Annotated in this window: 16 protein-coding genes; 2 read left to right on the plus strand and 14 right to left on the minus strand. The window is 35.4% G+C overall.

What is annotated here, in order from left to right; translation table 11 throughout:
• Positions 1-83: 83 nt before the first annotated feature.
• The 6 genes from LD272_RS15685 to LD272_RS15710 form a co-directional block, all read right to left on the minus strand.
• Complete coding sequence (locus tag LD272_RS15685) at positions 84-3,296, minus strand: UvrD-helicase domain-containing protein (protein WP_226037570.1); 3,213 nt, start codon at positions 3,294-3,296, stop codon at positions 84-86.
• Positions 3,289-6,285, minus strand: a complete 2,997-nt coding sequence (locus LD272_RS21675) for a PD-(D/E)XK nuclease family protein (protein WP_226037571.1) — start codon at positions 6,283-6,285, stop codon at positions 3,289-3,291. Before LD272_RS21675 ends, LD272_RS15685 begins: the two co-directional genes overlap by 8 nt.
• A 266-nt stretch (positions 6,286-6,551) precedes the next feature.
• Positions 6,552-7,169, minus strand: coding sequence for an NUDIX hydrolase (locus LD272_RS15695; RefSeq protein WP_226037572.1), 618 nt, complete (start codon positions 7,167-7,169; stop codon positions 6,552-6,554).
• A 146-nt stretch (positions 7,170-7,315) separates the two neighbouring features.
• Positions 7,316-8,332, minus strand: a complete 1,017-nt coding sequence (locus tag LD272_RS15700; protein WP_226037573.1) for a DUF3231 family protein — start codon at positions 8,330-8,332, stop codon at positions 7,316-7,318.
• A gap of 187 nt (positions 8,333-8,519) precedes the next feature.
• On the minus strand, positions 8,520-9,071 hold the full coding sequence (locus LD272_RS15705; RefSeq protein WP_226037574.1) for a hypothetical protein: 552 nt from the start codon (positions 9,069-9,071) through the stop codon (positions 8,520-8,522).
• 23 nt (positions 9,072-9,094) lie between these two features.
• Entirely contained in the window at positions 9,095-10,510 is a 1,416-nt protein-coding gene (locus LD272_RS15710) for a hypothetical protein (protein WP_226037575.1), read from the minus strand.
• 140 nt (positions 10,511-10,650) lie between these two features.
• Here LD272_RS15710 and LD272_RS15715 point away from each other — a divergent pair, with 140 nt between their 5' ends.
• On the plus strand, positions 10,651-10,815 hold the full coding sequence (locus LD272_RS15715; RefSeq protein WP_226037576.1) for a hypothetical protein: 165 nt from the start codon (positions 10,651-10,653) through the stop codon (positions 10,813-10,815).
• A gap of 133 nt (positions 10,816-10,948) precedes the next feature.
• Entirely contained in the window at positions 10,949-11,191 is a 243-nt protein-coding gene (locus LD272_RS15720) for a Parvovirus coat protein VP1-like protein (RefSeq protein ID WP_226037577.1), read from the plus strand.
• Positions 11,192-11,317: 126 nt separating this feature from the next.
• On the opposite strand, the gene LD272_RS15725 is transcribed toward LD272_RS15720, so the two are convergent.
• The 8 genes from LD272_RS15725 to LD272_RS15760 form a co-directional block, all read right to left on the minus strand.
• Positions 11,318-12,274 (minus strand): calcium/sodium antiporter, encoded by a 957-nt coding sequence (locus LD272_RS15725; protein ID WP_226037578.1) that lies wholly within the window; start codon positions 12,272-12,274, stop codon positions 11,318-11,320.
• Between the two features lie 195 nt (positions 12,275-12,469).
• Positions 12,470-13,354, minus strand: coding sequence for an ROK family protein (locus tag LD272_RS15730; protein ID WP_226037579.1), 885 nt, complete (start codon positions 13,352-13,354; stop codon positions 12,470-12,472).
• A 103-nt stretch (positions 13,355-13,457) separates the two neighbouring features.
• A complete protein-coding gene (locus LD272_RS15735) occupies positions 13,458-14,897 on the minus strand; it encodes a glycoside hydrolase family 1 protein (RefSeq protein WP_226037580.1) in 1,440 nt (479 codons plus the stop codon).
• Between the two features lie 159 nt (positions 14,898-15,056).
• A complete protein-coding gene (locus LD272_RS15740) occupies positions 15,057-16,607 on the minus strand; it encodes a response regulator transcription factor (RefSeq protein WP_226037581.1) in 1,551 nt (516 codons plus the stop codon).
• Position 16,608: 1 nt separating this feature from the next.
• A complete protein-coding gene (locus LD272_RS15745; RefSeq protein WP_226037582.1) occupies positions 16,609-18,363 on the minus strand; it encodes a cache domain-containing sensor histidine kinase in 1,755 nt (584 codons plus the stop codon).
• Between the two features lie 33 nt (positions 18,364-18,396).
• A complete protein-coding gene (locus tag LD272_RS15750; protein WP_226037583.1) occupies positions 18,397-19,269 on the minus strand; it encodes a carbohydrate ABC transporter permease in 873 nt (290 codons plus the stop codon).
• 15 nt (positions 19,270-19,284) lie between these two features.
• Positions 19,285-20,160, minus strand: coding sequence for a carbohydrate ABC transporter permease (locus LD272_RS15755; RefSeq protein WP_226037584.1), 876 nt, complete (start codon positions 20,158-20,160; stop codon positions 19,285-19,287).
• Positions 20,161-20,225: 65 nt separating this feature from the next.
• The gene (locus LD272_RS15760; protein WP_226037585.1) at positions 20,226-21,503 is read right to left on the minus strand and encodes an extracellular solute-binding protein; all 1,278 of its coding nucleotides are present in this window, start codon (positions 21,501-21,503) and stop codon (positions 20,226-20,228) included.
• Positions 21,504-21,806 lie beyond the last annotated feature (303 nt).

Consider the following 21,806-nt stretch of genomic DNA (forward strand, 5'->3'; position numbering starts at 1 on the left):
CATTTAATTTTTTAAAACAAAAAAAGCGAAATAATCACGTCTTGATTTCCCTAGGGCAATAAAACAAGAAGTGTTCTTAGCTGTCAATTAAATCGTTTTTCATCTGACTGCTCAGAAAAGAAAAACAACTTCACATCTTTAACTTTCTCCTCAGTCATAAGCTCCCACGCATGTTTATAAAAGGTAACTTGGTCCCGGTAATAATCTTTTAACTGACTAAGATCTTCCTGTTTTTTTACACGATCTGTTTTATAATCTATTATTGTCCATTCATCGTTTATTAAATAGATTAAATCTATTACACCTTTTACGTAGATTACGCGTTGGTCATCATCTCTATTAAGTAAAGGATAAAGTTCATCTCCAGGAGAAACCATTAAGCTAAAAGTCACTTCAGTAAGGACTTCATCTGCACTTTTCATTTCCGAGCAAATATCTGATTCCTTAAATAAACGAATGTACTCTAATACTTCCGGTTCTCTGTCAGAGTTTATATTATGGCTAGTAAGTGTATTCGTAATAAAGTTTGTTACATCTTCTCCTTGCACCACTTTTTCTAGTACATCATGAATGACTGTACCCCATTCTTTTCCGCCCCCAGACTCCCTACGAATAGTTAACACTTCTTCGTATTCCTTGTCATCAGTTGGACTCCACAAATGATACGTATCGTATTTCCTTTTTTCTAACCACGACAGACGATTTTCAGTTTGTGAACGGTATTCGTCAAGACTAATCACTTCATCATCTGTTTGTGGGAGATTCACCATTTCTTGCTCAGGTAGTTCAATCTGGTCAATCATTTCAATATCTAGTAACTTAGCCCATGGATTTTTGTTATCATTTTTGGCACTCGAGCTAATGATAAGTGCCTTTTCTGCTCTTGTCGCTGCAACATAAAGAATCCGTATTTCTTCTTCGGTTAAGTAGCGTAGCTCTTCCTTTTTCAGTGATTCCCATTCCAGAGGAAGGGCGATTGTTTTTTGCTGAAAGCTTTGTTTAATAGAAAAAGCGAAGTGTCCTTCTGAATGATTATCAGAGCGTTTAATATGTTTTGATAAAAAAGAATCTGGTTTGACTAGCTTGATTGGGTGAGCAAGAAATACAATTGGTGCCTCTAATCCTTTTGCTTTATGAACATTCATTACCCTAACTGCATCAACCTCCTCTTCTAAGTTAGTTACTACAGTCTTCTCCATTACCATTTCTTTGAGTATGTCATAGATAGCTTTAAATGTTGTGATACCACTCGATTCAGCTTTTCTAATACCTTCTAATATTTGCAATAAGCTTTTGTGAGCTCTTTTTCCATGTTTATTGGTTAAGAGCAATGGATAAAAACCAACATCCTCTATAATAGTTTCAACTGCAGCTGTTGGAGGAAGATTTCGAACCCATTTTTGATATCTTGCAAGTTTCCTCAGTGCAAGTTCAAACTTATCTTTTGTCGGACCTGTAAGCGTAGTTGGGATAGTACTGTAGACAGAAAAGCTTCCGCCCGCTTGTTTCCAATGATAGAGATCATCATCGCTAATTCCAAAAAATCCACCACGCAAAGTTGCGACAAAACTCAGTTGATCGGTTGGATCGATAAACGTATTTAAAAGCCGTAATAAATCTTGAAATTCCACTGTTTCTCCAATAACAATTTCCCCACTTACACTGACAGGAATCAAGTAATCTTCAATCGTCTTTGCGTAGGTAGCAATCCCATCGTTATAACGAGTCAGGACCATGAAATCTTTTGGATTATGCCCTTTATCCACAAAATTACGTATTTCCCGGGCAATGTTTTTTGCATCGTTCTTAATTATATCGTCTTTTCTACTAAACTCATCTGATACTGTTAATTTTTTCAATCCGGATAAAGTACTTTGTTCGTCAGCATGATACGCATTTAATGGACTAAATGCCGCCTGATAAATCGTTTCTTGTTCAGGTAAAAACTGCCTGAAAACAGTGTTTAGATTTTCAGTAATCGTATCAATTGTCCTGAAATTCATCGTTAATTGTAGAACTTCACCATCATGCTGTCCAATTAACTGTTTAACTCTATTGTAAGTATCAATATCAGCCCGGCGAAATCGATAAATCGCCTGCTTGGGATCTCCTACAACAAACAAGGAGCCTGGTTTTGGTTTGCATTTTGTCCATACCTTCTGATGATGGTCCTCGCCGGTTAAGAAAAACATAATTTCAGCCTGAACCGGATCAGTATCCTGAAACTCATCTACAAGTAAACACGTATATTTCTGTTGAAAATAATCTCTTATTTCGGCATTGTCTTTTAATAATAGATTCGTTTTTAATAGTAAGTCTTGATAATTTAATAATGATCGCTCTTTCTTTAGTTGCTCGTAGAGATTAATAGCTCCTGATAAAAAACGAACTACCTTCGGATGGCAATATTCTAGCCAGGCTTGAAGAAGTGGTTTAATCGACTTGTCAAAAAAAGCACCCATTTTCTCGTAATAGTAAATAGCATCTTCTTTCAGGTCCCAACGATTATAAGTTGGTTTAAGATTTTTGTTAAATAAATTAAATACTTCAATCAAATTCTTATCTTGAGTTTGATCGATATGGCGCATTTTCATTACTGCACCGATAATTGCTTTTTGCAGGTTATCATACTTTTTCTTTGGTTCCTGTTCTGGTAAAGCTCGTTTAGCTTCTTCAATTAATGATGCAAACGACTTGAAGGTTGTAGATAGCTCCGGTTTTTCAATTGGTGTTGTCACCCATTCAACATCTGTATATTCCTTCATATCTTTCAGACAGTCAAACAATTCATCGATACTAATACCTAAATTGTTCATTTCGTTTAGACGATCAAGTTGATTTTCTTGCAGTCTGTGTAAATAGATTTGCCATGCTTCTTCTAACAGGTCGTTGTCCTCGCTTTGCTCTAACTCCTGGAAGGTTAAATCAAGTCTAGCTTCAATCGGTCTTTCTCTTAGCAACTTAGCGCAGAAGGAATGAACCGTTCCAATAAAGACTTGTTCGATATTTTGCAATCCATCTGAAAGTAACCGTTTCGTTGTGTCATTTGTTTCTTGTTTCCACTTCTTTTCTAGTTCTGATTGAAAACGTAGCTTTAGCTCATCGGCAGCTTTTCTAGTAAAGGTAATTGCAACCATCTTACTTACTTCACATGTTCCTGTATAAATCAAGTTAACCATTCGATCAACTAAGCTCGTCGTTTTTCCTGAGCCAGCTCCAGCCTCGATTAGAAAATTTGTTGATAACTCGTTTCTTATTTTATCTCGTGCAGTTTGGTCAACAATTTTTCTACTCATAAGCTCGTACCCCCATAAATTTTCGAACTCCCTCTTTTTCATGGTCTACCTGCTTAGAACTTAATGTTTCGGGTTGATAAAATTCTCTTCTACAAACCGATTTAAAATCACAAAACGTACAATCATTCACATCGTCTGTCATCGTGAAATGTCCATGCTTAACTACATCTACCAATTTTTCCAGAATGTCTAATCCATTTGCCCGCAAAGACTCATCTTGTTTCCGTACGTAGCGACCTCCTAATCCTTTTGAGCTTGGGAAAAAGTAAGAGCTCGCTGCGACAGAACCTGATTCAAGCTTTAAATGTTCCTCAATCGCTAATGCATAAATAAAGTGCTGTAGTTGACGCCCTCCTTTAAACTTTTCACTTTCATGATAGTTATAGGTACTGCCGGTTTTATAATCAATGATATGAAAGTGACCTTTAGATGATTGGTCAACACGGTCTATTTTACCTGCTACATTAATTTTTTGATTTGATGGAAGGGTAACAACCGCAGGTGCGATATCATTTATCCCAAATGCATATTCAAAGTGCTGGGCTTGATAGTTTTTTGCATATTCTTCCTCTTCCTTTAAGAAGATGTGACAACATTGATAAATGTCGTCGACTTCTCGTTCAAATACACGCTGACTAGGTGGCATCTCAACTGCTTTTTGTTGGTCTAATTTTTCCTTTGCGATTTCGATCATTTTACTTTTGTGCAACGAATAGGACGGCTTTTCACTAGCGTTGACCAATCCTTTATAAAACTCCTCAAAAATGCTATGAAGCAAGCTACCCCTTGTAGCCGCGTCTAGCCAGGCATAGGGATCATACGTCGTCTCTTCAACAGGCTTAAGCTTTAAAATATCCTGCAAGAAGAAAGCATAAGGACACGAAGCTAGCCTTTCCAACTTCCCTGCAGTCATCAATCTATCTTTATTTTGACGAGGATCATAAATAGACGCATCAATCGTCACTTGACCATCATAGGCTGTGAAATGATCTTCTAGTCTTGCTTTTTTTGCACGTTGTCCATGGATAAGGTTTTGATATTTGTGTAAAATCCCTGTATCAAGTTGATGTTTACTTCCTTTTTCAAGAATGCTATTCCAGTAATCCTTTTCCTCGAAAATGTCGACTGGAGTAAGTGGAGCGGGTAAAGTCTTTAACTCCTTAAATTCTGCATTAGGTTGGTCCTTTTCAGTCCGGTAACCCTGCAAAAACAAATGCGAAGCGCTTACAGACCGGTTATCGCTAATGTTAAAGCTGCAATAACTGAATGAGACAGGAAGATTGTTATTCGCTAGTAGTTGGAGCATCGTGTACAGGTTTTCTTTACCTGTTTCCTGTAAAAGAGGTAAATAGCTACTTAACTTCCTTCTTTCCTCATCAAGTAAAAGAGGGTCTTCGCTCGGTGTACCTGGAAAAGAACGATTATCTAGTCCGACAATAGCTACATGTGCCCTGTTATTATATAATCCTTTTTGATACGACGTTACATGCAAATGACCAGGTATCGGTCCTGATTTATTAACACGAATCGATAAAATCAGATCATTCACTTTTTCAAAAGCATCATATATATATAATCTTTCATCAGCAAAAGGAAGGATTAAATTAATTCTATTGATCATTTCTGCTCTAGCTAATCGGTCTAATACTGAGTTTGTCTTACAATGGTTTTCAAGTACGTTAACTATACTTTTTAATAGGACGCGGTAATTGATTTCCCTTTCTGCGACGGGTAGCTTTTTAAATAATTTTGAAAACCATTCGTATAGCCAAGTTACGTCATTGACTTGTTTTTGATAGTAGTTTCTTTGATCATCAGTATTTGCTTCAGTTACATTTCGTTTGTACTTTTCGATTGCTATTTTTAATTGAGAAGAGTAGCGTGACTGGTCCCAACCTACTTTTGCATCACGAAGCAGCTTTGTTATCCTAGTCTTCGCTGGGGCTCCCTCTTGAAGGTCAATCAGTTCCTCATTCATCATTGCTATAAAAGTTACCACACTATATTGGTCTTTCATCCACTTGATTAAGCCAGAAACAAGTTTGCCTGGACGACTAAAGGAAATCGAGATTCCATCTCCATATGTAATAGGGATTTGATACTTTTCAGCTAGTTGAAATGTTGTAGTTACATACGGTTCTGATTTCGTATAATAGATTACATTTTGATCTAGGTATGCCTCAGACTGTTTGATTTGTTCAAAAATATGTTTTAGTTCTACTTCTTCCGTTTTTGCTGTATATAAGGAAATAGCTGGCTGATTTGAGCAATCATCTGGTTGGTATAAATAGCTGAACGGGGTTGGCTCACTCCATTTTATCGAGCGAAGGTCATCGTGAGCAGGTGTTGGAATACCTAATATTCTTGGCAAGGAAAGCTTGAAGGAATTAGTAGGAACTATTCTATCTAACAACTGATGGTCTAATTGTGTCAGGGACAGATTCGACTGCAAAATATAGATTGTGTCACTTTTTTTATGTGTGAAACTGATTGCTTTTTCTAAAATCATAGCTTCATCATTAAACAAGTTCGCTTTTAGAACAGCATCGTATTCAGACATAATTTGGACTAAGTCGTTGGCTTTTTCAGAAGAGATAAATGCTTGGTGTGCGAGGGTATTACTAGCATATCCAGCTAGACGCATGTGTGAAATCGTTTGATGTATGCTGGCGCTAAAAGAAGGGGTTACTTCAATACCGTTAAAATAGGTTAACTTATCTCCTTTATTTAATTGGTTGAGGATGTTGTAGATAAAGTGGACTCCAACTGCATGATCCACAAGTTGATGGTTATCATCACAGTTTAGTTCAACGATTTCATTTGCTAGGTCACGTACTGTTTTGATTTTTAAATTAATCGCATGAAAGCCTTCACTTACATACGCTTGTGTAATTTGATGACCGATAGGATAGGAATCAACAAGTAACACTTTTTCATTGTATTTGTATTCTTGATTAATTTCTCTCAACTGCTCTACTAAAGCTTTCACATAAATCACTCCTTCTCCTTCTATTATGCTATTTATTTCCAATTCCTTCAACTAGATTCTACATGTTTTTCAGGAATTCTGATAGTAACTATTGATGGCTGTCATCAACCTCGAATAATTACTTCATTTGTTAGAAAAATCCACTAAACCTATTTCATGTTAAATTAAATTTCAAATTAAAAACCTTATCAAACAGACCTGAATTCAGGTAGGGTTTGATGAGGTTTTTAATTAATCTTGGATGAACAGAACATAGATGAGGTCGGTTAATTTTTAATTATTTCTACAAAATGAGAAATAATTCTTGCAGTTAACCCCCATATCACTTTGTTGTTATATGTATAGAAATATTCATCCATCTTGAATGTTCGCCAATTATAATTTTCGCCACCGACGATCTGATCGAACGGGAAGTTATCCTCTGGTTGTACATCCAAATTCACTTGATAAATCTGTGGTTTGGTTTCTAGAAAATAACTAAGTGGTACCGTAAATACCTCTCCAACTTCGGCAGGATTTGGTGTTAGTTCTTCAGCACTACTGAGAAAACCTACATGTGGATATACAATCATACCAAATGGCGAAACCATGTAATCTAACGGGTGAACGTCAGAAATATCATCATTTTTAATCCCTAATTCTTCCGTTGTTTCTCTGATGGCAGCAGCTTTTTCCGTCTCATCTTGTTTATCAATTTTCCCTCCTGGAAAACAGATTTCACCTGGTTGTCTTCTTAATGATTGTGAACGGACTTCAAATAAAATAGTAATCTCGTTATCTACTTTCACAAGTGGTATGAGAACAGAAAATTTTGAAAAACTTTCACTTCCAAGTATAGTGGGTATATGACTTTTCACCTTATTTAAAATTGATTTCGAATCCATTTTCTCACCTCAGGAACGTATCGTTTCAATCAATTGTAACATTTAAACGATGTGACTACTGATAAACAAGTTCCATTAAAAGTTTGAAATGTACAAAAAAGCCACTACAGGTGACTTTTTATAAAAAAACGGGTTTAAATTGGCGTCTAATTCTCTTTTGATAATGCGTCACGGTCATCTACCATTGGTGGTTTCTCCATCCAACCGTTTTTTATTAACAGGTTAGCTCCATCTTCCGCATATAAGCCTATTTCTCCGATTAGCTTTGTGTACTTAAACATGATATCTCTTCTTTGACCTGCTGATAATGCAGCACCATAATAGCCGACTGCAACAGCAACTAACCCTACAACATGAAACAACATTAGTTTATCCGAAAAAGGAGCCTCTGTTGAATTTGTTACATCTGATTGCCAGCTCTTCGGTGCTGGGAGGTGATCATCCGCCAAAAGTGTTGTCAATTCTTTTAGTTGTTTCTCACAAATGTTCGATCCTCTTCGGAAGTAATTCCTAACTTCTTTTGACTTAGCAACTTGACCGAATGCAATCTCTAAGACAACCTTAACCATTGTTTTTAGCATATTATAATGAATACCACTTATCTCTACAGCATTTAAAGGTCTCTTTTTTCCAAACCATCCGGCTAAATAATTCTGATTATCAATAAATTCAACCTGTTTTGGATTTGGTGGATTGAGGATAGGTGGAATACTTAGAATTCCTTTAGCTAGCATTAGGCTTAAAATCCTATCATAGAGTTGTGAAGTCTCGGAGATACATTTGGCATAGTAGCTTCTTTGATCAGCACGAATCGAGGTAGTTGTACACAAGGAATAGCTATTCATCCCGTGAAGTGTCATCACTTGCATGTACACTAAAATAAGATTATCTGAGAACAACCGAGGCGCATCTAAGTTAACATCCTCTTCATTAAAACCTTGTGGAATTGGATAGCTTTCTTCTGTTAGAAAATCTGCTATTTTTCGGATGTGATTTTTCGATAAATCGATCGATACCCTCAAAATAGACCGTGTTTCTTCATCTTCGCACTTCTCTAACAAAAAGCGAATGACGCAAAGGCTCATCGTATCATTCATGTATTGAGTCCAGAGATTAGCAAGTTCCGGAGCAGTTAGTCGTTCTTTGGAATCCTTTTTAAACATAGCGAGTTCCACTCCTGCATTTATAGTATGAAGCTTAGTTTAACTAATTGTAAAATTTTTATCCTTTAGAGCTCACATCTCTAAAGAATTGTTTTTGAAAAACTGTCTACGAAATATTCTATATTTACATACATGAAAACCCCACACCTGAATAAGTGTGAGGTCTGATGTTCTCATAATACTACTTTCAGGAGTTCTTCCAAACAGCTGCGTATTTCTTTCGATATTTCACTTCTTCTTCGGTTTCGATTAACTCTAAAGCTTTATTCTTAATGGAATGGTCTTTTTGGTTGTCATATAGTTTCCTAAGTCCTTGAATGATGTCAAAGCGAATTAGTGTTGAGTTTTTTTCATTTACACACTGGTGAAATCGATTTTCTAAACCACTAACGACCAATTCTTTTTGCTTGTCACCAGCAATGCCTATTTTCCATAAAGACTGCAGGCAATGTCTTGCCGTTACAAATCGTTCATCTTTTGTTCGTGCTAATAATTCAGAGAAATCTGTTAGCATCCTTTCCTCTGGATCACTCTTAGCCAAATTAGCTAAAAGTTGGGCAGCGATTGCCCTGCGATGGTTATTTGTATGCACTAAATCATCTTTCAGTTTATCCCATACTTCATAAGCCCATTCCACTTTTTCCTCTGTAACAGTTAGAAGCTGAATAAAAGCTTGATAGCGTATGTCTTTATCTTGGGATTGAAGATTTTCAAAGTAAGATTTGATTGTATTGTCCATGTACATTTCCTCCCATTTTCTATTTAATAAAAAACGTACCAAACAAATTGAATATAAGTCTGGACTATAAAATAAAAAGCAATCGTGTACCAAAGGTTAAAGCTAAAACCGTTCTTTAAGATACTAAGTCCGTTGGAGGCGCTTAATACAATAACCGGCAAAATTACAGGTGATAAAAGAACAGAGATTACACTTCCAGATGTCATTGACAATACGACTAGTTCCGGTGGATATGGCATACTTACATTTTGCAAGATACCAGCCACTAGCACAATAACCATTAAAGGGCCTAGTCCCATAAAACCCAAAATAATGACAGTAAACGGTAGGATGACAAGAAAATTCAAAAAGGGAACTACTTCTTCGATATAGAAGAGTCCGTCTACAAGATAACTTCCGATTCCTGATTGATTGACAGAATAAATAAGAGTACCTGCTGCCAATAACATACTAAATTGTTGCGATTTATATTTTATTTCCTTACTAAAATAGTCTTTTGCTTGTGCCACCAATTGTTTCAACCTTTTTTTCAACACAAAGTAAGCACACGTCCAAATCATGATTATTGGTGGAATAATTACTAATAATCCCCATCCTAGAGTTATATGCAATATAAAAATTGTACTAAATAATGAAATAAACAAGAAAGCAAATTCAATCACTAGTCGATTCCATTTTCCAGTATGCTGCGATTGTTGAATTAGTTTTTCAATTTCTTCCTCTATCCCTGCTGTGATATTGACACCGGATTGTCTCTCCCTAGAAGAAGCAAACCATACCGAAAGAAAAATACCTACTAACGAGATAAAAAAGCCTTGTGCAATTGTCCAGCCAAGCGATGCATTTAAGTGGTCAACAGCAAATGCGAAACTCGGGATGCTTATTACCCAAAGTGTAGTCAAAGAAAAAGAACGCAGTAGTGCTGTTCCCTTAAAATATTCCCACTCCTCGCTGTTTTTGTCTCGTAAAAAATCATTAATAAATTGGTACATCATCGGTATCGCACCAAATAGTAAAAAATAAGCAATAATTTGATTTACTACCATGATGCCGAAATAGAATTTTTTACTAGTATTAAGAAAGTTATGCGCGACACTCATAATTTCACTTATGTAAGGCTCCTCTTGGAATATCCAACCGATAATTGGGACAACCAACAGTAATGCAATTAAACTGCGCATCTCGATGATGCCTTCCATGAAAAATTGAACAATGGACCCACCTGTGACTAGTTGTATGATCGTTGCAGTTGCAAGTAAAAATATCGGTATTGAAAAGGGTCTAATCGGCAGATAGATGCCAGCAAAAATAATAGCTGTAACCCCTGAAATTGAAAGGATAAACAAGCCTGAGTCTGTTGGCAAAAGATTAGTCATAAAGTGCATAAAAACATAGATAGATAGCGAAATCGTAAAACCAATAGCAGACAATTGTTTCATGTTAAAACTCCTTGATACTTTTGATGTACCCTTTATTTTACACGACTTACAGAACAATTGGATAAATCATTCAGAATTAAAATGAAGGAATAGAATAAATGTTTTTTACAGAAAATAAAAATAAAATTGGAGGTGATAGAATGAAAGAGAAAAACCGAATATTTAATACTGGTCAGGGTGTACCAGAATCAGGAGAATATTTATGCCAGTCTGGAGAAAGAGCTAAATTTAATAAAAACGAAGAATTTCCAGCATGTCCAATTAGTGGAAAAGAAACTACCTGGCACTGGCAAGATCGTTCTTGATTCTAAAAAGAAATTTACTTTTCACTATTCGTTAAGCCTGTTCTATTTAAATTATTTCCGCAGGATTCCTAGACACCTTCCCACGCAAGACTCTCCTTTTGTACATAAACTATAGATGGAGGGAGGGATCCATATGCCTTGTCTTTCTGGTTATCGATACTGTGGACCTGATTGTTCCGGACCAGGTCCACCCACAAACAAACTGGACTCTATCTGTATGGAACATGATGCCTGTTACCGCAAGTATGGCTCAACTAACACAATTTGTGACCAAGTATTTTTGAATCGACTTAGCCCATATTTAAATCTACAAAATGAACTGGGACGAGATGCTAGATTAATGTTCAGAGCAATCAGGTTAAAACGACTATTTTAAGAGTACAAGTGTAGTGTGAGAAGTCACGATACGATTCATGATTGTGATTAACATTTATCTAAACAGTAAAGCTGTTCTTCCATGTAATTCCTTGAAGAACAGCCTTCTTCAAGGAATCACCTACAACTAATTTCTTAGGATAATATAAACCATATACAAGATATAGGCACTCGCTAAGATAATTCCCTCGAACTTCCCAATCTTAAAGTTTGTTCTTGAAAAAATAAGCAAAATTCCTGTCAGAATAATCATGAGTAGAACATCAATAAATAAATTACTGTCTACAGCAAGTGGTGAAATAACCGATGCCGACCCAAGCACAAATAATATGTTAAAGATATTACTGCCAACTATATTTCCAAGTGCAATTTCACTCTGTTTCTTGACTGCTGCTGTAATTGATGTAATTAGTTCAGGTAAAGATGTACCGATTGCTACAATTGTCAATCCAACCAACGTTTCACTCATTCCAAACGAAAATGCAATTTCTGTTGCATTTCTTACAACAATATCTCCACCAAAAATAATTGCTGCCAAGCCACTAATCGTTAATAATATATTTTTCCCCGATGAAGTAGTCACTGGCTCAGCATCTTCTGTCTTTACTTTATCCCGACTCTTCCTTGCAACTTCAAATATATAATATAAAAAGATAGCGAAAAATAATAAGAAAATTAACCCATCACTTCTAGTGATTGCATTGTTACTAAGGGACTGCAAACTTACATCACTAATTAAGATAAGTAGAGCAGTACTCGCTAACAGTGTAAAAGGAATCTCCTTTCTAATTGTTTCACTTTCTACTTTTAACGGATTTAGCATCGCAGTTATCCCAACAACCAAGGTAATATTAAAGATATTACTACCAATAACATTACCAATCGCTACTCCAGCATTGTCCTCTAAAGCCGATACGATACTGACGGTTGCTTCCGGCGAACTTGTACCAAAAGCTACGATTGTTAAGCCTATTAACAGCGGAGAAACCTGTAGAGACCTCGCAATATTTGAAGCACCTTCAACAAAAAAGTCAGCCCCTTTAATTAATAAAAGAAAACCCACAATTAACAATATATACGTCATTTATTCACCTCTGACTATGTAAAAATTATTCATTACTATAGTTAGTCTACACTAAAGAATATGCTTCACTCAATCTTTATTGAACAATCGTTTTATATACATTTTACTATCTTTATCAATCAATTCATAAAAAATAACCCAAACAAAGATTCCTTTAGGATCATCATTCGGGTTCTGCTTTATTTGTTACAATCGTCAACCATATTCTTTGATAAAACCATAGACTGCACCTAATAGGTTAGCATCTTGACGGAATTTACACGTGTCTATATTAGGTTTTACCTTGGCAAGATCAATAATAGATAGAATGATGTCAAGTTTTTCATTGATCTTTTCAATCAAATCATCCCTAGCACTGATACCGCCCCCAATTAATATCACTTCTGGATCATAGATGTATTGCAAGTTATAAATTCCAACAGCTAATAATCGATAAAAACGATCTAACGCATCGATGCAAATTTGATCACCTGCTTCTGCTGATTTGAAGATTTGCTCACCAGAAATAGTTTCATAATTTACTTGCTTTTTTTTTGCTACATATTTGACTAACGCCTTAGTCGATGCAATTCTACTCCATACAGCATCGCTACTTTCGAAGTCTGTGCTTAGCAACATGTAACCGAACTCACCTCCATGTAAGTTATCACCTCTATGTAATATCCCATCTTTAATGACAGCTCCACCGATTCCAGTACCAATAACCATCACAAGCACATCCAGTTTGCCTTTAGCAGATCCATTCCATACTTCAGCATAACCAGCACAATTAGCATCATTCTCTAGATAAACATTTTTCCCTGTACGCTCTTGAAGGATTTTTTTTATATTTGGACCATGTATAAAGGGAATTGCACTCGACCCATAAATGACTCCTTGACTTGAGACTGCACCTGGAGCGCTTACTGCAATACCTTCTACGTATCCGTGATCCTTTGTAATTGACTGCAAAACGTTTAAGAGTTCTTCTAATGATTTCGGTGTTGCTATTTTACTATTTATAGTTATTACAGCATTCTCTTTGACAACACCATATTTAACGAAGGTTCCACCAATATCGAATGCTAAATACGTTTTCATGACATCACCCCCGGCATCTACTAATTACATTTTAAAAAGGTGCTTCACTACCATTGAAGCAGTGAAACACCAAAACCAACTAGTACAACAATTGTCAAAACGACTATTTATTTATTGCATCATTGATCGCTTCGAACTCTCTTGTTTCGATCACCTGTTTATACCAATAAGCTGATTTTTTCAAGCTTCTGTTTCGATTATCCTCTAAATCTATTTCCACTAGTCCATATCTATTTTTGAATGCGTTCATTGGGGAAACGCAATCAGAAAATGCCCAAAGCATGTAACCTTTACAATTAACGCCTTCTTCAACTGCTTTTAGAAGCCACTTTAAATGTTCACTAATAAATTCAATTCGATAGTCATCTTGAATTATATTTTCTTCATTCTTAAATCTTTGCTCGTTTTCTACACCCATTCCGTTTTCTGCAATAAACCATTCAATATTTCCATACTCTTCTTTCATGCGAATTGCCATGTCGTACATAATTTCCGGATAAATCTCCCAACCACGATAAGGATTCATCTTTTTACCTGGTAGCTCAAACTTTTCATAATAGTAGGCCGGATGGAAAGGAATCTTCTCATTCCAAGCAGACGTACGTGCCTGTACACGATGAGGGAAATATAGATTTAATCCCACATAATCTACAGTATTCTCTTTGATAATTTGCAGTTCTTCTTTTGTATAATCAGGCGTAATATCATGCTTTTCCATTAACTCAAATAACTCTTTTGGATATTCTCCTTTGATTGCAGGATCTAGGAATGTACGATTAAGAAATAAATCATACATTTTGGCTGCTTCCTGATCATGTGCTGCTGTCGAACGTGCATAAGTTACTTCAGGATTTAAAATGACGCCAATTTTCGCTCCATACTTTTCTTTTAAGCCTTTTTCTTTGAATAATTGAACTAGTCTAGCTGTTGCAAGACCTTTATTATAGTTCCACTGCATCCATTTCCTTGTGTTCTGCTCAAACGGCCAGCGAATTGCATCTAAGTACACTCGTGTTTGAACAACGACTGGCTCATTAAATGAGAACCAATGCTTGACACGATCACCATAACGTTCAAAAACCTTTTCTGCATAGTTTATAAATAGCTCGAGCACATGTTTTGATTCCCAACCACCATATTTTTCGAATAATTCGGCTGGCACCTCATAGTGCTCTAAACAGAACATTGGCTCGACACCATTTGCAAGTAATTCGTTGATAACGTCGTCTACATAACTTGCATACTCTTCATCTACAACTGCATTCTCGTAATCTGTCAAAAAGCGTGACCAGTTAATAGAAGTACGGAAGTGAGTAAGCCCAATTTCTCTCATTAAAGCAATATCTTCTTTATATCTATTCCTAAAATCTGTTGCTACTGCTGGTCCATAGCCATTGTGCCAGACATTTTTATTATTCTTATACCAAAGGTCCAGATATGAATCCTGTGAATCCTTTTTTCCTGACCATCCCTCTGATTGCCATGCAGATACTGCTGCACCGAGAATAAAATCTTTTGGTACGTTAACTTTTATATTTTCCATGTTAGTCTGCCTCCTTAGATTTCTTTAAATAAATATAGAATTCTAGTAAATACTGAACCAACAGCTTTTTGATAAAAATCATTACTGTTGTCATGATCATATCTATTCTCGACAGTTCTTTCTCACTACCGTGTACTTCTAATAAATAGAGAGTAGAGTTTATCCTTTTTCAATTGTTATAAATTTCCGGTACTTCGTTGGTGTCATTCCTGAAAATTTCTTAAATACCTCCACAAAATACTTATACTCATGAAATCCTACTTGCTCCGATATTTCACTTACCTTAAACGGAGTTTCAACAAGTAGTTGTTTCGCTTCTTCTACACGCATATAATTTACATACTCATTAAAGTTCTTCCCGGTTTTTTGTTTAAAGAGCGAACTGAAGTAATTGGGTGAGATATTAATCACATCCGCAACTTCTTGCGCCTTTATTTCCGATTTATAATAGGAGTTGATATAATCAATTGCTCGGTTCATTAACCAATCCTTGTTATCAATATCTTTTAATTCAAACTCGCTAACAATTTTCTCTATATCTTGCTCGAACAATTCCTGTAGTAGATAATAAGAGTTACACAAAAGCACATCCAAACTCTTATCAAAAAGAAAATGAATTGGATTTGGTTCTTTTTGCAAAAGAGCCTTCAACCGATTAACTATTTTGACTATGATTTGATTGGATATGGAAACAGTTTCTTCAATTAAAAAACGTTCCGATTGAAAGTAATCAAATAATTCGTTCGTATGTTTCGATATTTTCTTTTGGTCGAATTGCATAATAGCTTGAATTAAGTCATTTTCTATCTGTATTGGATACACGATTCGATTTTGCTGTTCCACTTCTGAACCAATAACCATCATTCGCTTGCTTATCGGAAAGTACTTAATATTTTCAATCAACTGCTTCGTGATTTGATTAATATCCTTCAGCATAACACCCGTTTCATTACATACAAACAACCATTGATCAGACGCCGTATCATTAGCTATCGAAACTAAATCTCTCTTCAACAGCTTACCCTCTTGTTCCCTTATACAAGTCAGTAAAATATTTTCACTAATAAAAATGGAAACACTTGTTAATTGTTGAGACTCCAAAAAATCTTCCACTGAATTTTTCCATTCGAGTTTAAATGCTTTCAAATCCTCTTCTTTCATACATCTTGTTTTTGCTAAATAATTTTTCTTCAAAGATAGAAATGGATAAATACGTTCATCTTCTAATGCCAATAGTTCTTCTGTAACTTCACCAGAATAGTCTAAAACACGATGGTAAATAGCATTTATTAGATTGGATTGTCTAAAAAGTTGCAATTCTAATCGTGATTCTTTCATCTCTTCTGTAACTTTTTCTATTACCTTCAACAATTCATTAATATCTACTGGTTTAAGTAGATAGTCCTTCACACCAAGATGAATCGCCTGTTGTGCGTATTTAAAGTCATCATAACCACTGATTATAATAACTTTAGTCTCAGGGTAGTTTTCATAAATATGTGATGCTAGTTGTAGACCATCTTTATTCGGCATCCTGACATCCGTAATTACCAAGTCAATTCCATCATGTTTTTTAATCTTGTTGACTGCATCATCTCCATCATGGGCAATGTCGATAACTTCGATGTTATAATCCTTCCATGGAATGGTAGATGCTAAACCACGGCAAATGATTGGTTCGTCATCAACAATTAACATTTTATAGGTCATACTAATCACCTAATTCTTCAGAAATTGATTTGATGTCAGTTTCATTAAGGATTGGAAGTTTTAAGCGAATCCAAGTACCCTGGTCTGATTCCAACTTTTCCATGCCAAAGTCTTCTCCAAAAGCAATACTTATCCGGTCTTTCAAATTATTCAGAGCATAACCTGCAAGTCGTTCATCATCGATAAAGTTAGTCCCACTTGAAAATCCCCACCCATTATCAATGATATCAATCCATAGCTGTTGATCAACTTTATAACAGCGAATATTAATTACCCCTTGCTTTTTCAAATCCTTAAACCCATGGAGAATACTATTTTCAACTAAAGGCTGTAGGATTTGCTTAATCATATAAGCTTGCTTAACTTGGTCATCATAATAAATTGTGAATTTCAAGCGTTCTCCCATTCTACTCCTCTGTAGTTCTAAATAGTTATAAATGTAAATGACCTCTTCTTCTAGAGTAACCCACATTTTTCCCATGTTTAGATTCATTCTAAATATCTTCGAAAGTCGCTCAATTAATTGTCCGGTATCTAAAGCATTTTCTATCCTAGCCGTCCAACGAATCATATCAAGAGTATTATACAAAAAATGAGGATCAATCTGATTTTGTAATACCTTTAGTTCAGATTCTTTTTGCTTTATCTTCAACTTATATTCAATGTCGATGTATTTCTGGATCGTGACAACCATTTTATTAAATCTAATCCCTAATTTTCCAATTTCATCAGCCGATTTTATTTTAACTTTAGCTGTAAAGTCACCTTTTTCTAATTGCCTTGTCTGTTCAGTTAGTTCAACAATTGGTTTAATGTGCCAGCGATAGAACCCGATAAAAGCAATAACACCAAGTAACGCAAGTATTATAATCATGTTAACTATTAACGTTCTAACATTGTATAGATTCTCAACTACTTCATCTTGATTAACCATCACAACAGAAAACCAATTGGTTCCTTCTACCTTTTTCTTTACAATCAAAAATGTATTATCGTCTGCTTCATAAGTAACAGTGTTTGCTTCACTATTAGTTACTAAGTCAACAACGTCTGAATTTGGAAATGGCTTTCCAACTAGTGAACGATCATTATGGAGAACTACATCTCCAGTTTTAGATATAATAAAATAATCACCTTGCTGAGACGGATTGACTTCGACGGTTTGATAAATTTTTGATTCATTAAGACGAATTTTTATGAATCCAATCGGTTGAGAGATTTTAGTGATTTCATTAATAACTCGTGTCAAACTAATAACACTACGTTCCCCCGACCATTCACTAATAACCTGATAGGTTCCACTCCAGTGAGGCGCACCTTTTTTATTAATGGCTTCCTTTTTTAAATGTGTTTCATCACCCGACATTGGATTACCAAAAATTAAAGAGTTGTCGTTTTTACCTGTTAATTCAATTGAATCAATATAATCATAGCTCATCAACTGGAAAGTGAAGTATCCTCGAATCGCTTCTTCTGCTTCCCTAATTTGCTGAACATTTTCTTTAGGCGTTGTGAAAAAGGTCCGAAAATTCTTATCATAAATCATATAGGAAGACATGTTTTCAATCCCACTAATTATAGATGCAAGATTTTCCTCGTTTTTCTCAAGCCTCGAACTTATATTCTGTTCCGCCTGATTCTTAAAAGCTTCCGTTGCTTGGTAATAGATTAAAACGCCAAAAAGAATAGTAGGTAGTGTAATTAAAAGTAAAAATATTGTTGCGAATTTTTTCTTTAAACTTAAGTGACGGAACATATACATCAACCTTTTATGTTTGCTACCTATATATTAGCCTTTTACCGCACCTGCTGTCATTCCATTTACAATATCTTTTTCTAGGTATAAATAAAAAGCAAGAATTGGAATTAATGACATAGTTAATCCAGCCATCTGCCCGCCATAATCTGTCGTAAACTGACCAGCGAAGCTAGCAAGACCCAACGGTAATGTTTGTAAACCTGGATCATTGATTAGAACTAAAGCAAAAGAAAATTCGTTCCAGTTATAGATAAAGTTTAAGATGAGAACCGTTGCTAAAGCAGGACGGGACATCGGTAATATTATGGACCAGAAAATTCTAAAAATTCCACATCCATCCATAATAGCTGATTCTTCAATATCTTTTGGAAATTGCTTCATAAAACTAGTTAAAAGAAAAATAGTTATTGGCAAATGAAAAGCAATATATGGAAATATTAATGTAATCGGAGTGTTTAATAGCCCAATATTTCTCATTAGAATGAACATTGGTACTAATGTTGAGTGGATTGGGATTAACAGTCCGAAAATAAATAATGTATACACTATTTTATTCATCTTAAATGTAAATCTCGATAGGAAATAGGATGCAGTCGCACCTATCAAAACAGTTAAAAAAGTTGCAGTTACACAAATAAATATACTATTTGTAAACAACGTACCTAAACTCGCTGTTTGCCACGCACTTATATAATTTTCAAAAACAAACTCACTAGGGAAACCAAATTGATTATTTGAAAACTCTTTCTCAGACTTGAACGAATTGATGATCATCCAAATAATTGGATAAGCATTAACTAGTGCAAATACTGTCAATATAATATAAATAATCGGATTTTTAAAACTGAATAGTTTTCTTTTTTTCTTTTTTATTTCTGGTGCTTGATTTAAAACCGGTTCCATTTTAAGTTCTCCTTTCTAAATCATTTTTTTCCCTAATAGTCTAGTAACAACAAAAATTAACGCCAAACTAAAGAAGAAAATAAATACAGATACCGCACTTCCGTAACCATATTGAAGCTTACTGAATGTTTCATTGAACATATATAGTGCCATTACATCAGTTGAGTGGGCTGGCCCACCATGTGTCATCACATATATTAAGTCGAATGTTTTTAAACTACCTGAAATACACAAAATAACCGCCACCACAATTGTGTCCCATATCATTGGCACAGTAATTTTCCATGTAGTGGTCCATTCTGAAGCGCCATCAATTTTTGCAGCTTCTAGAACTTCTTCTGGAACATTTTGTAGTGCCGCAAGAAATATAATTAGGTATAGACCAACAAATTGCCAAATGATTACGAATAAGACAGAAATCATTGACCACTTTGTGTCTCCAAGCCAATTTTGTCCCAATTCTCCGAGACCTATTATATGAAGTAATTCGTTAATAAGGCCATTTTCTGAGTTAAATATAAGACCCCATGTTAACGAAATAACAACAGTTGACAGAACAACTGGTAAAAAGCCAATCGTACGAAAAAATTTCAATCCTTTAATTTTTCTATTTAATAATAGTGCAAGAAACAGAGCAATTGGTACTTGACCCAATACAGATGCCAATACGACATAGATATTGTTTTTTACAGAATTCCAAAATAACGGCTCTTGGAACAACCGAATAAAATTATCAAGTCCCACATACTTCATGTCTGAAAATCCATCCCACTCCATTAATGAGAAGTAAAAGGATTGAAGGATAGGCAGAATGGCAAAGACTAGGTAAATAAGTACAGCTGGTAATAAACCAAATACTATTGCTATCCGTGTGTTTCTGGCTGTGTGCATATTCTCACCCCTTGATGATTACAGGTTGCCAATAGATTGGCAACCTGTATTATTGATATCTACAATTATTCTTTTTCTAAAGTTGTCTGCATTTCGCTTGCAAGTTCTTCTGGAGTCTTCTCACCAATGGTAATAGACTGAAGACCGTTGTTAATGACATCTGTCAATTCTGGACTCAATACTGCATCATAAACTGGTGCTAATCCACCTTGAGCTAATTTGTTAGCTTCTTTGAAAACCTCTGGAATGTCTTCACCCATTTCTAGATCTGCAGGAACGATAATATTAGCTTCTAACAATTGTTGGTACATTTCGTCACTGTAGAAGAATTTCAAGAATTCAAATGCAGCCTCTTTCTTCTCACCACTTAATTCACTATTAAGCGCGATACCGCCTCCAGCTACACCTGCGATTTTTCCTTGGTCACCTTCTCCTTCAGCAAATGTCGGAAATGGTGCCACACCAATGTTATCTACATTTTCAGCACTATCTAAAATTGGTCCAATACCCCATGAACCTGCAAAGTGCATAGCAGTTTTTCCGCTAATAAAATTATTTCTTGCCTGAGCCTCATCCAATGTATTCATATCTGAATTGAAAGCGTCTAACTTAGTTAATTCTTCAATAACAGCTAATGACTTAATAAACTGTTCGTTTTCAAATGTACCCTCACCACTATGTACATTGGGCAAGAAATCACTTCCTGTAAAACGGTCAGCAATTGTTGAGATATAAACAGATTGTAATGGCCAAATTCCTTTGTTCCCTAAAGCAATTGGCGTTACCTCTTCATCATTTAGTGCTTGAATTAGTGATTTTAACTCTTCATATGTTTCAGGAAATGCATCAAAACCAGCTTGAGATACTAATTCTTTGTTATAGAAAATTAAACTAGTTTCACTAATATTACCAGGAATAGCATATTGCTCTCCATCTACTGCATAGTCCTTCATGATACCTTCTGGAATAGAGCTTTCCCAGTTGTCAGTAATGTCATTTAATGAAAGGACAGCTCCTCCATCAACTAAAGGCGCGAGTCTAGCTCCTGGCCAAACACGGAACATATCCGGTAACTGTTTCCCAGCAGCTTGTGTTCTAAGTTTCGTTTCATATTGATCATGAGGAATAGCTTCAACTTTCACTTCGATATCATCATTTTGTTCGTTAAATCTCTCCACCATATTTTTATAAGCAGTGTTTTCTGGACGATCCTCTGTCCAATCGTTCCATACTGTTAGTTTTACTACATCATTACTTCCGGAAGCTTCTTCATCTCCTCCATTACCACATGCAGATAATCCGATGACAGCTACTAAACTGAGCATAAGTACAAGTTTCTTCATATTTTTTCTCCCCTTTTCTTAAGCGCTTACACATATTGTAACTGCTTTCATCTTTTTGAAATATCCGATAATTCTTTAAAAATATCCGAAAATTTACGATGTTTTCGAAATTAGTCTAACTTAGAACGTTTCCAACAAACCCATACAGATATCTTTTTTTAAAAAAACAAAAAAACGGTTCTCTGTCAAATGTGGTGGTGTGATTTTCACTCCACCATCTCTTTTTCTTTTAAACTAAAGCTAAAGCCCTTCTAACTTCTTGTCGCCACAATATTTTCTTTTTCAATCGTTCGAAGTCTTTAA

It is taken from the genome of Aquibacillus saliphilus (genome assembly GCF_020404745.1).
Classification (GTDB): Bacteria; Bacillota; Bacilli; order Bacillales; family Amphibacillaceae; genus Aquibacillus; species Aquibacillus saliphilus.

What these genes read in the sequence shown, in the direction of transcription:
- LD272_RS15750 (WP_226037583.1), bottom strand. Translation starts at nt 19,269, where the DNA reads ATGGAACCGGTTTTAAATCAAGCACCAGAAATAAAAAAGAAAAAAAGA.
- LD272_RS15705 (WP_226037574.1), bottom strand. Translation starts at nt 9,071, where the DNA reads ATGGACAATACAATCAAATCTTACTTTGAAAATCTTCAATCCCAAGAT.
- LD272_RS15745 (WP_226037582.1), bottom strand. Translation starts at nt 18,363, where the DNA reads ATGTTCCGTCACTTAAGTTTAAAGAAAAAATTCGCAACAATATTTTTA.
- LD272_RS15755 (WP_226037584.1), bottom strand. Translation starts at nt 20,160, where the DNA reads ATGCACACAGCCAGAAACACACGGATAGCAATAGTATTTGGTTTATTA.
- LD272_RS15695 (WP_226037572.1), bottom strand. Translation starts at nt 7,169, where the DNA reads ATGGATTCGAAATCAATTTTAAATAAGGTGAAAAGTCATATACCCACT.
- LD272_RS15760 (WP_226037585.1), bottom strand. Translation starts at nt 21,503, where the DNA reads ATGAAGAAACTTGTACTTATGCTCAGTTTAGTAGCTGTCATCGGATTA.
- LD272_RS15710 (WP_226037575.1), bottom strand. Translation starts at nt 10,510, where the DNA reads ATGAAACAATTGTCTGCTATTGGTTTTACGATTTCGCTATCTATCTAT.
- LD272_RS15735 (WP_226037580.1), bottom strand. Translation starts at nt 14,897, where the DNA reads ATGGAAAATATAAAAGTTAACGTACCAAAAGATTTTATTCTCGGTGCA.
- LD272_RS15725 (WP_226037578.1), bottom strand. Translation starts at nt 12,274, where the DNA reads ATGACGTATATATTGTTAATTGTGGGTTTTCTTTTATTAATTAAAGGG.
- LD272_RS15700 (WP_226037573.1), bottom strand. Translation starts at nt 8,332, where the DNA reads ATGTTTAAAAAGGATTCCAAAGAACGACTAACTGCTCCGGAACTTGCT.
- LD272_RS15715 (WP_226037576.1), top strand. Translation starts at nt 10,651, where the DNA reads ATGAAAGAGAAAAACCGAATATTTAATACTGGTCAGGGTGTACCAGAA.
- LD272_RS15730 (WP_226037579.1), bottom strand. Translation starts at nt 13,354, where the DNA reads ATGAAAACGTATTTAGCATTCGATATTGGTGGAACCTTCGTTAAATAT.
- LD272_RS15685 (WP_226037570.1), bottom strand. Translation starts at nt 3,296, where the DNA reads ATGAGTAGAAAAATTGTTGACCAAACTGCACGAGATAAAATAAGAAAC.
- LD272_RS15740 (WP_226037581.1), bottom strand. Translation starts at nt 16,607, where the DNA reads ATGACCTATAAAATGTTAATTGTTGATGACGAACCAATCATTTGCCGT.
- LD272_RS15720 (WP_226037577.1), top strand. Translation starts at nt 10,949, where the DNA reads ATGCCTTGTCTTTCTGGTTATCGATACTGTGGACCTGATTGTTCCGGA.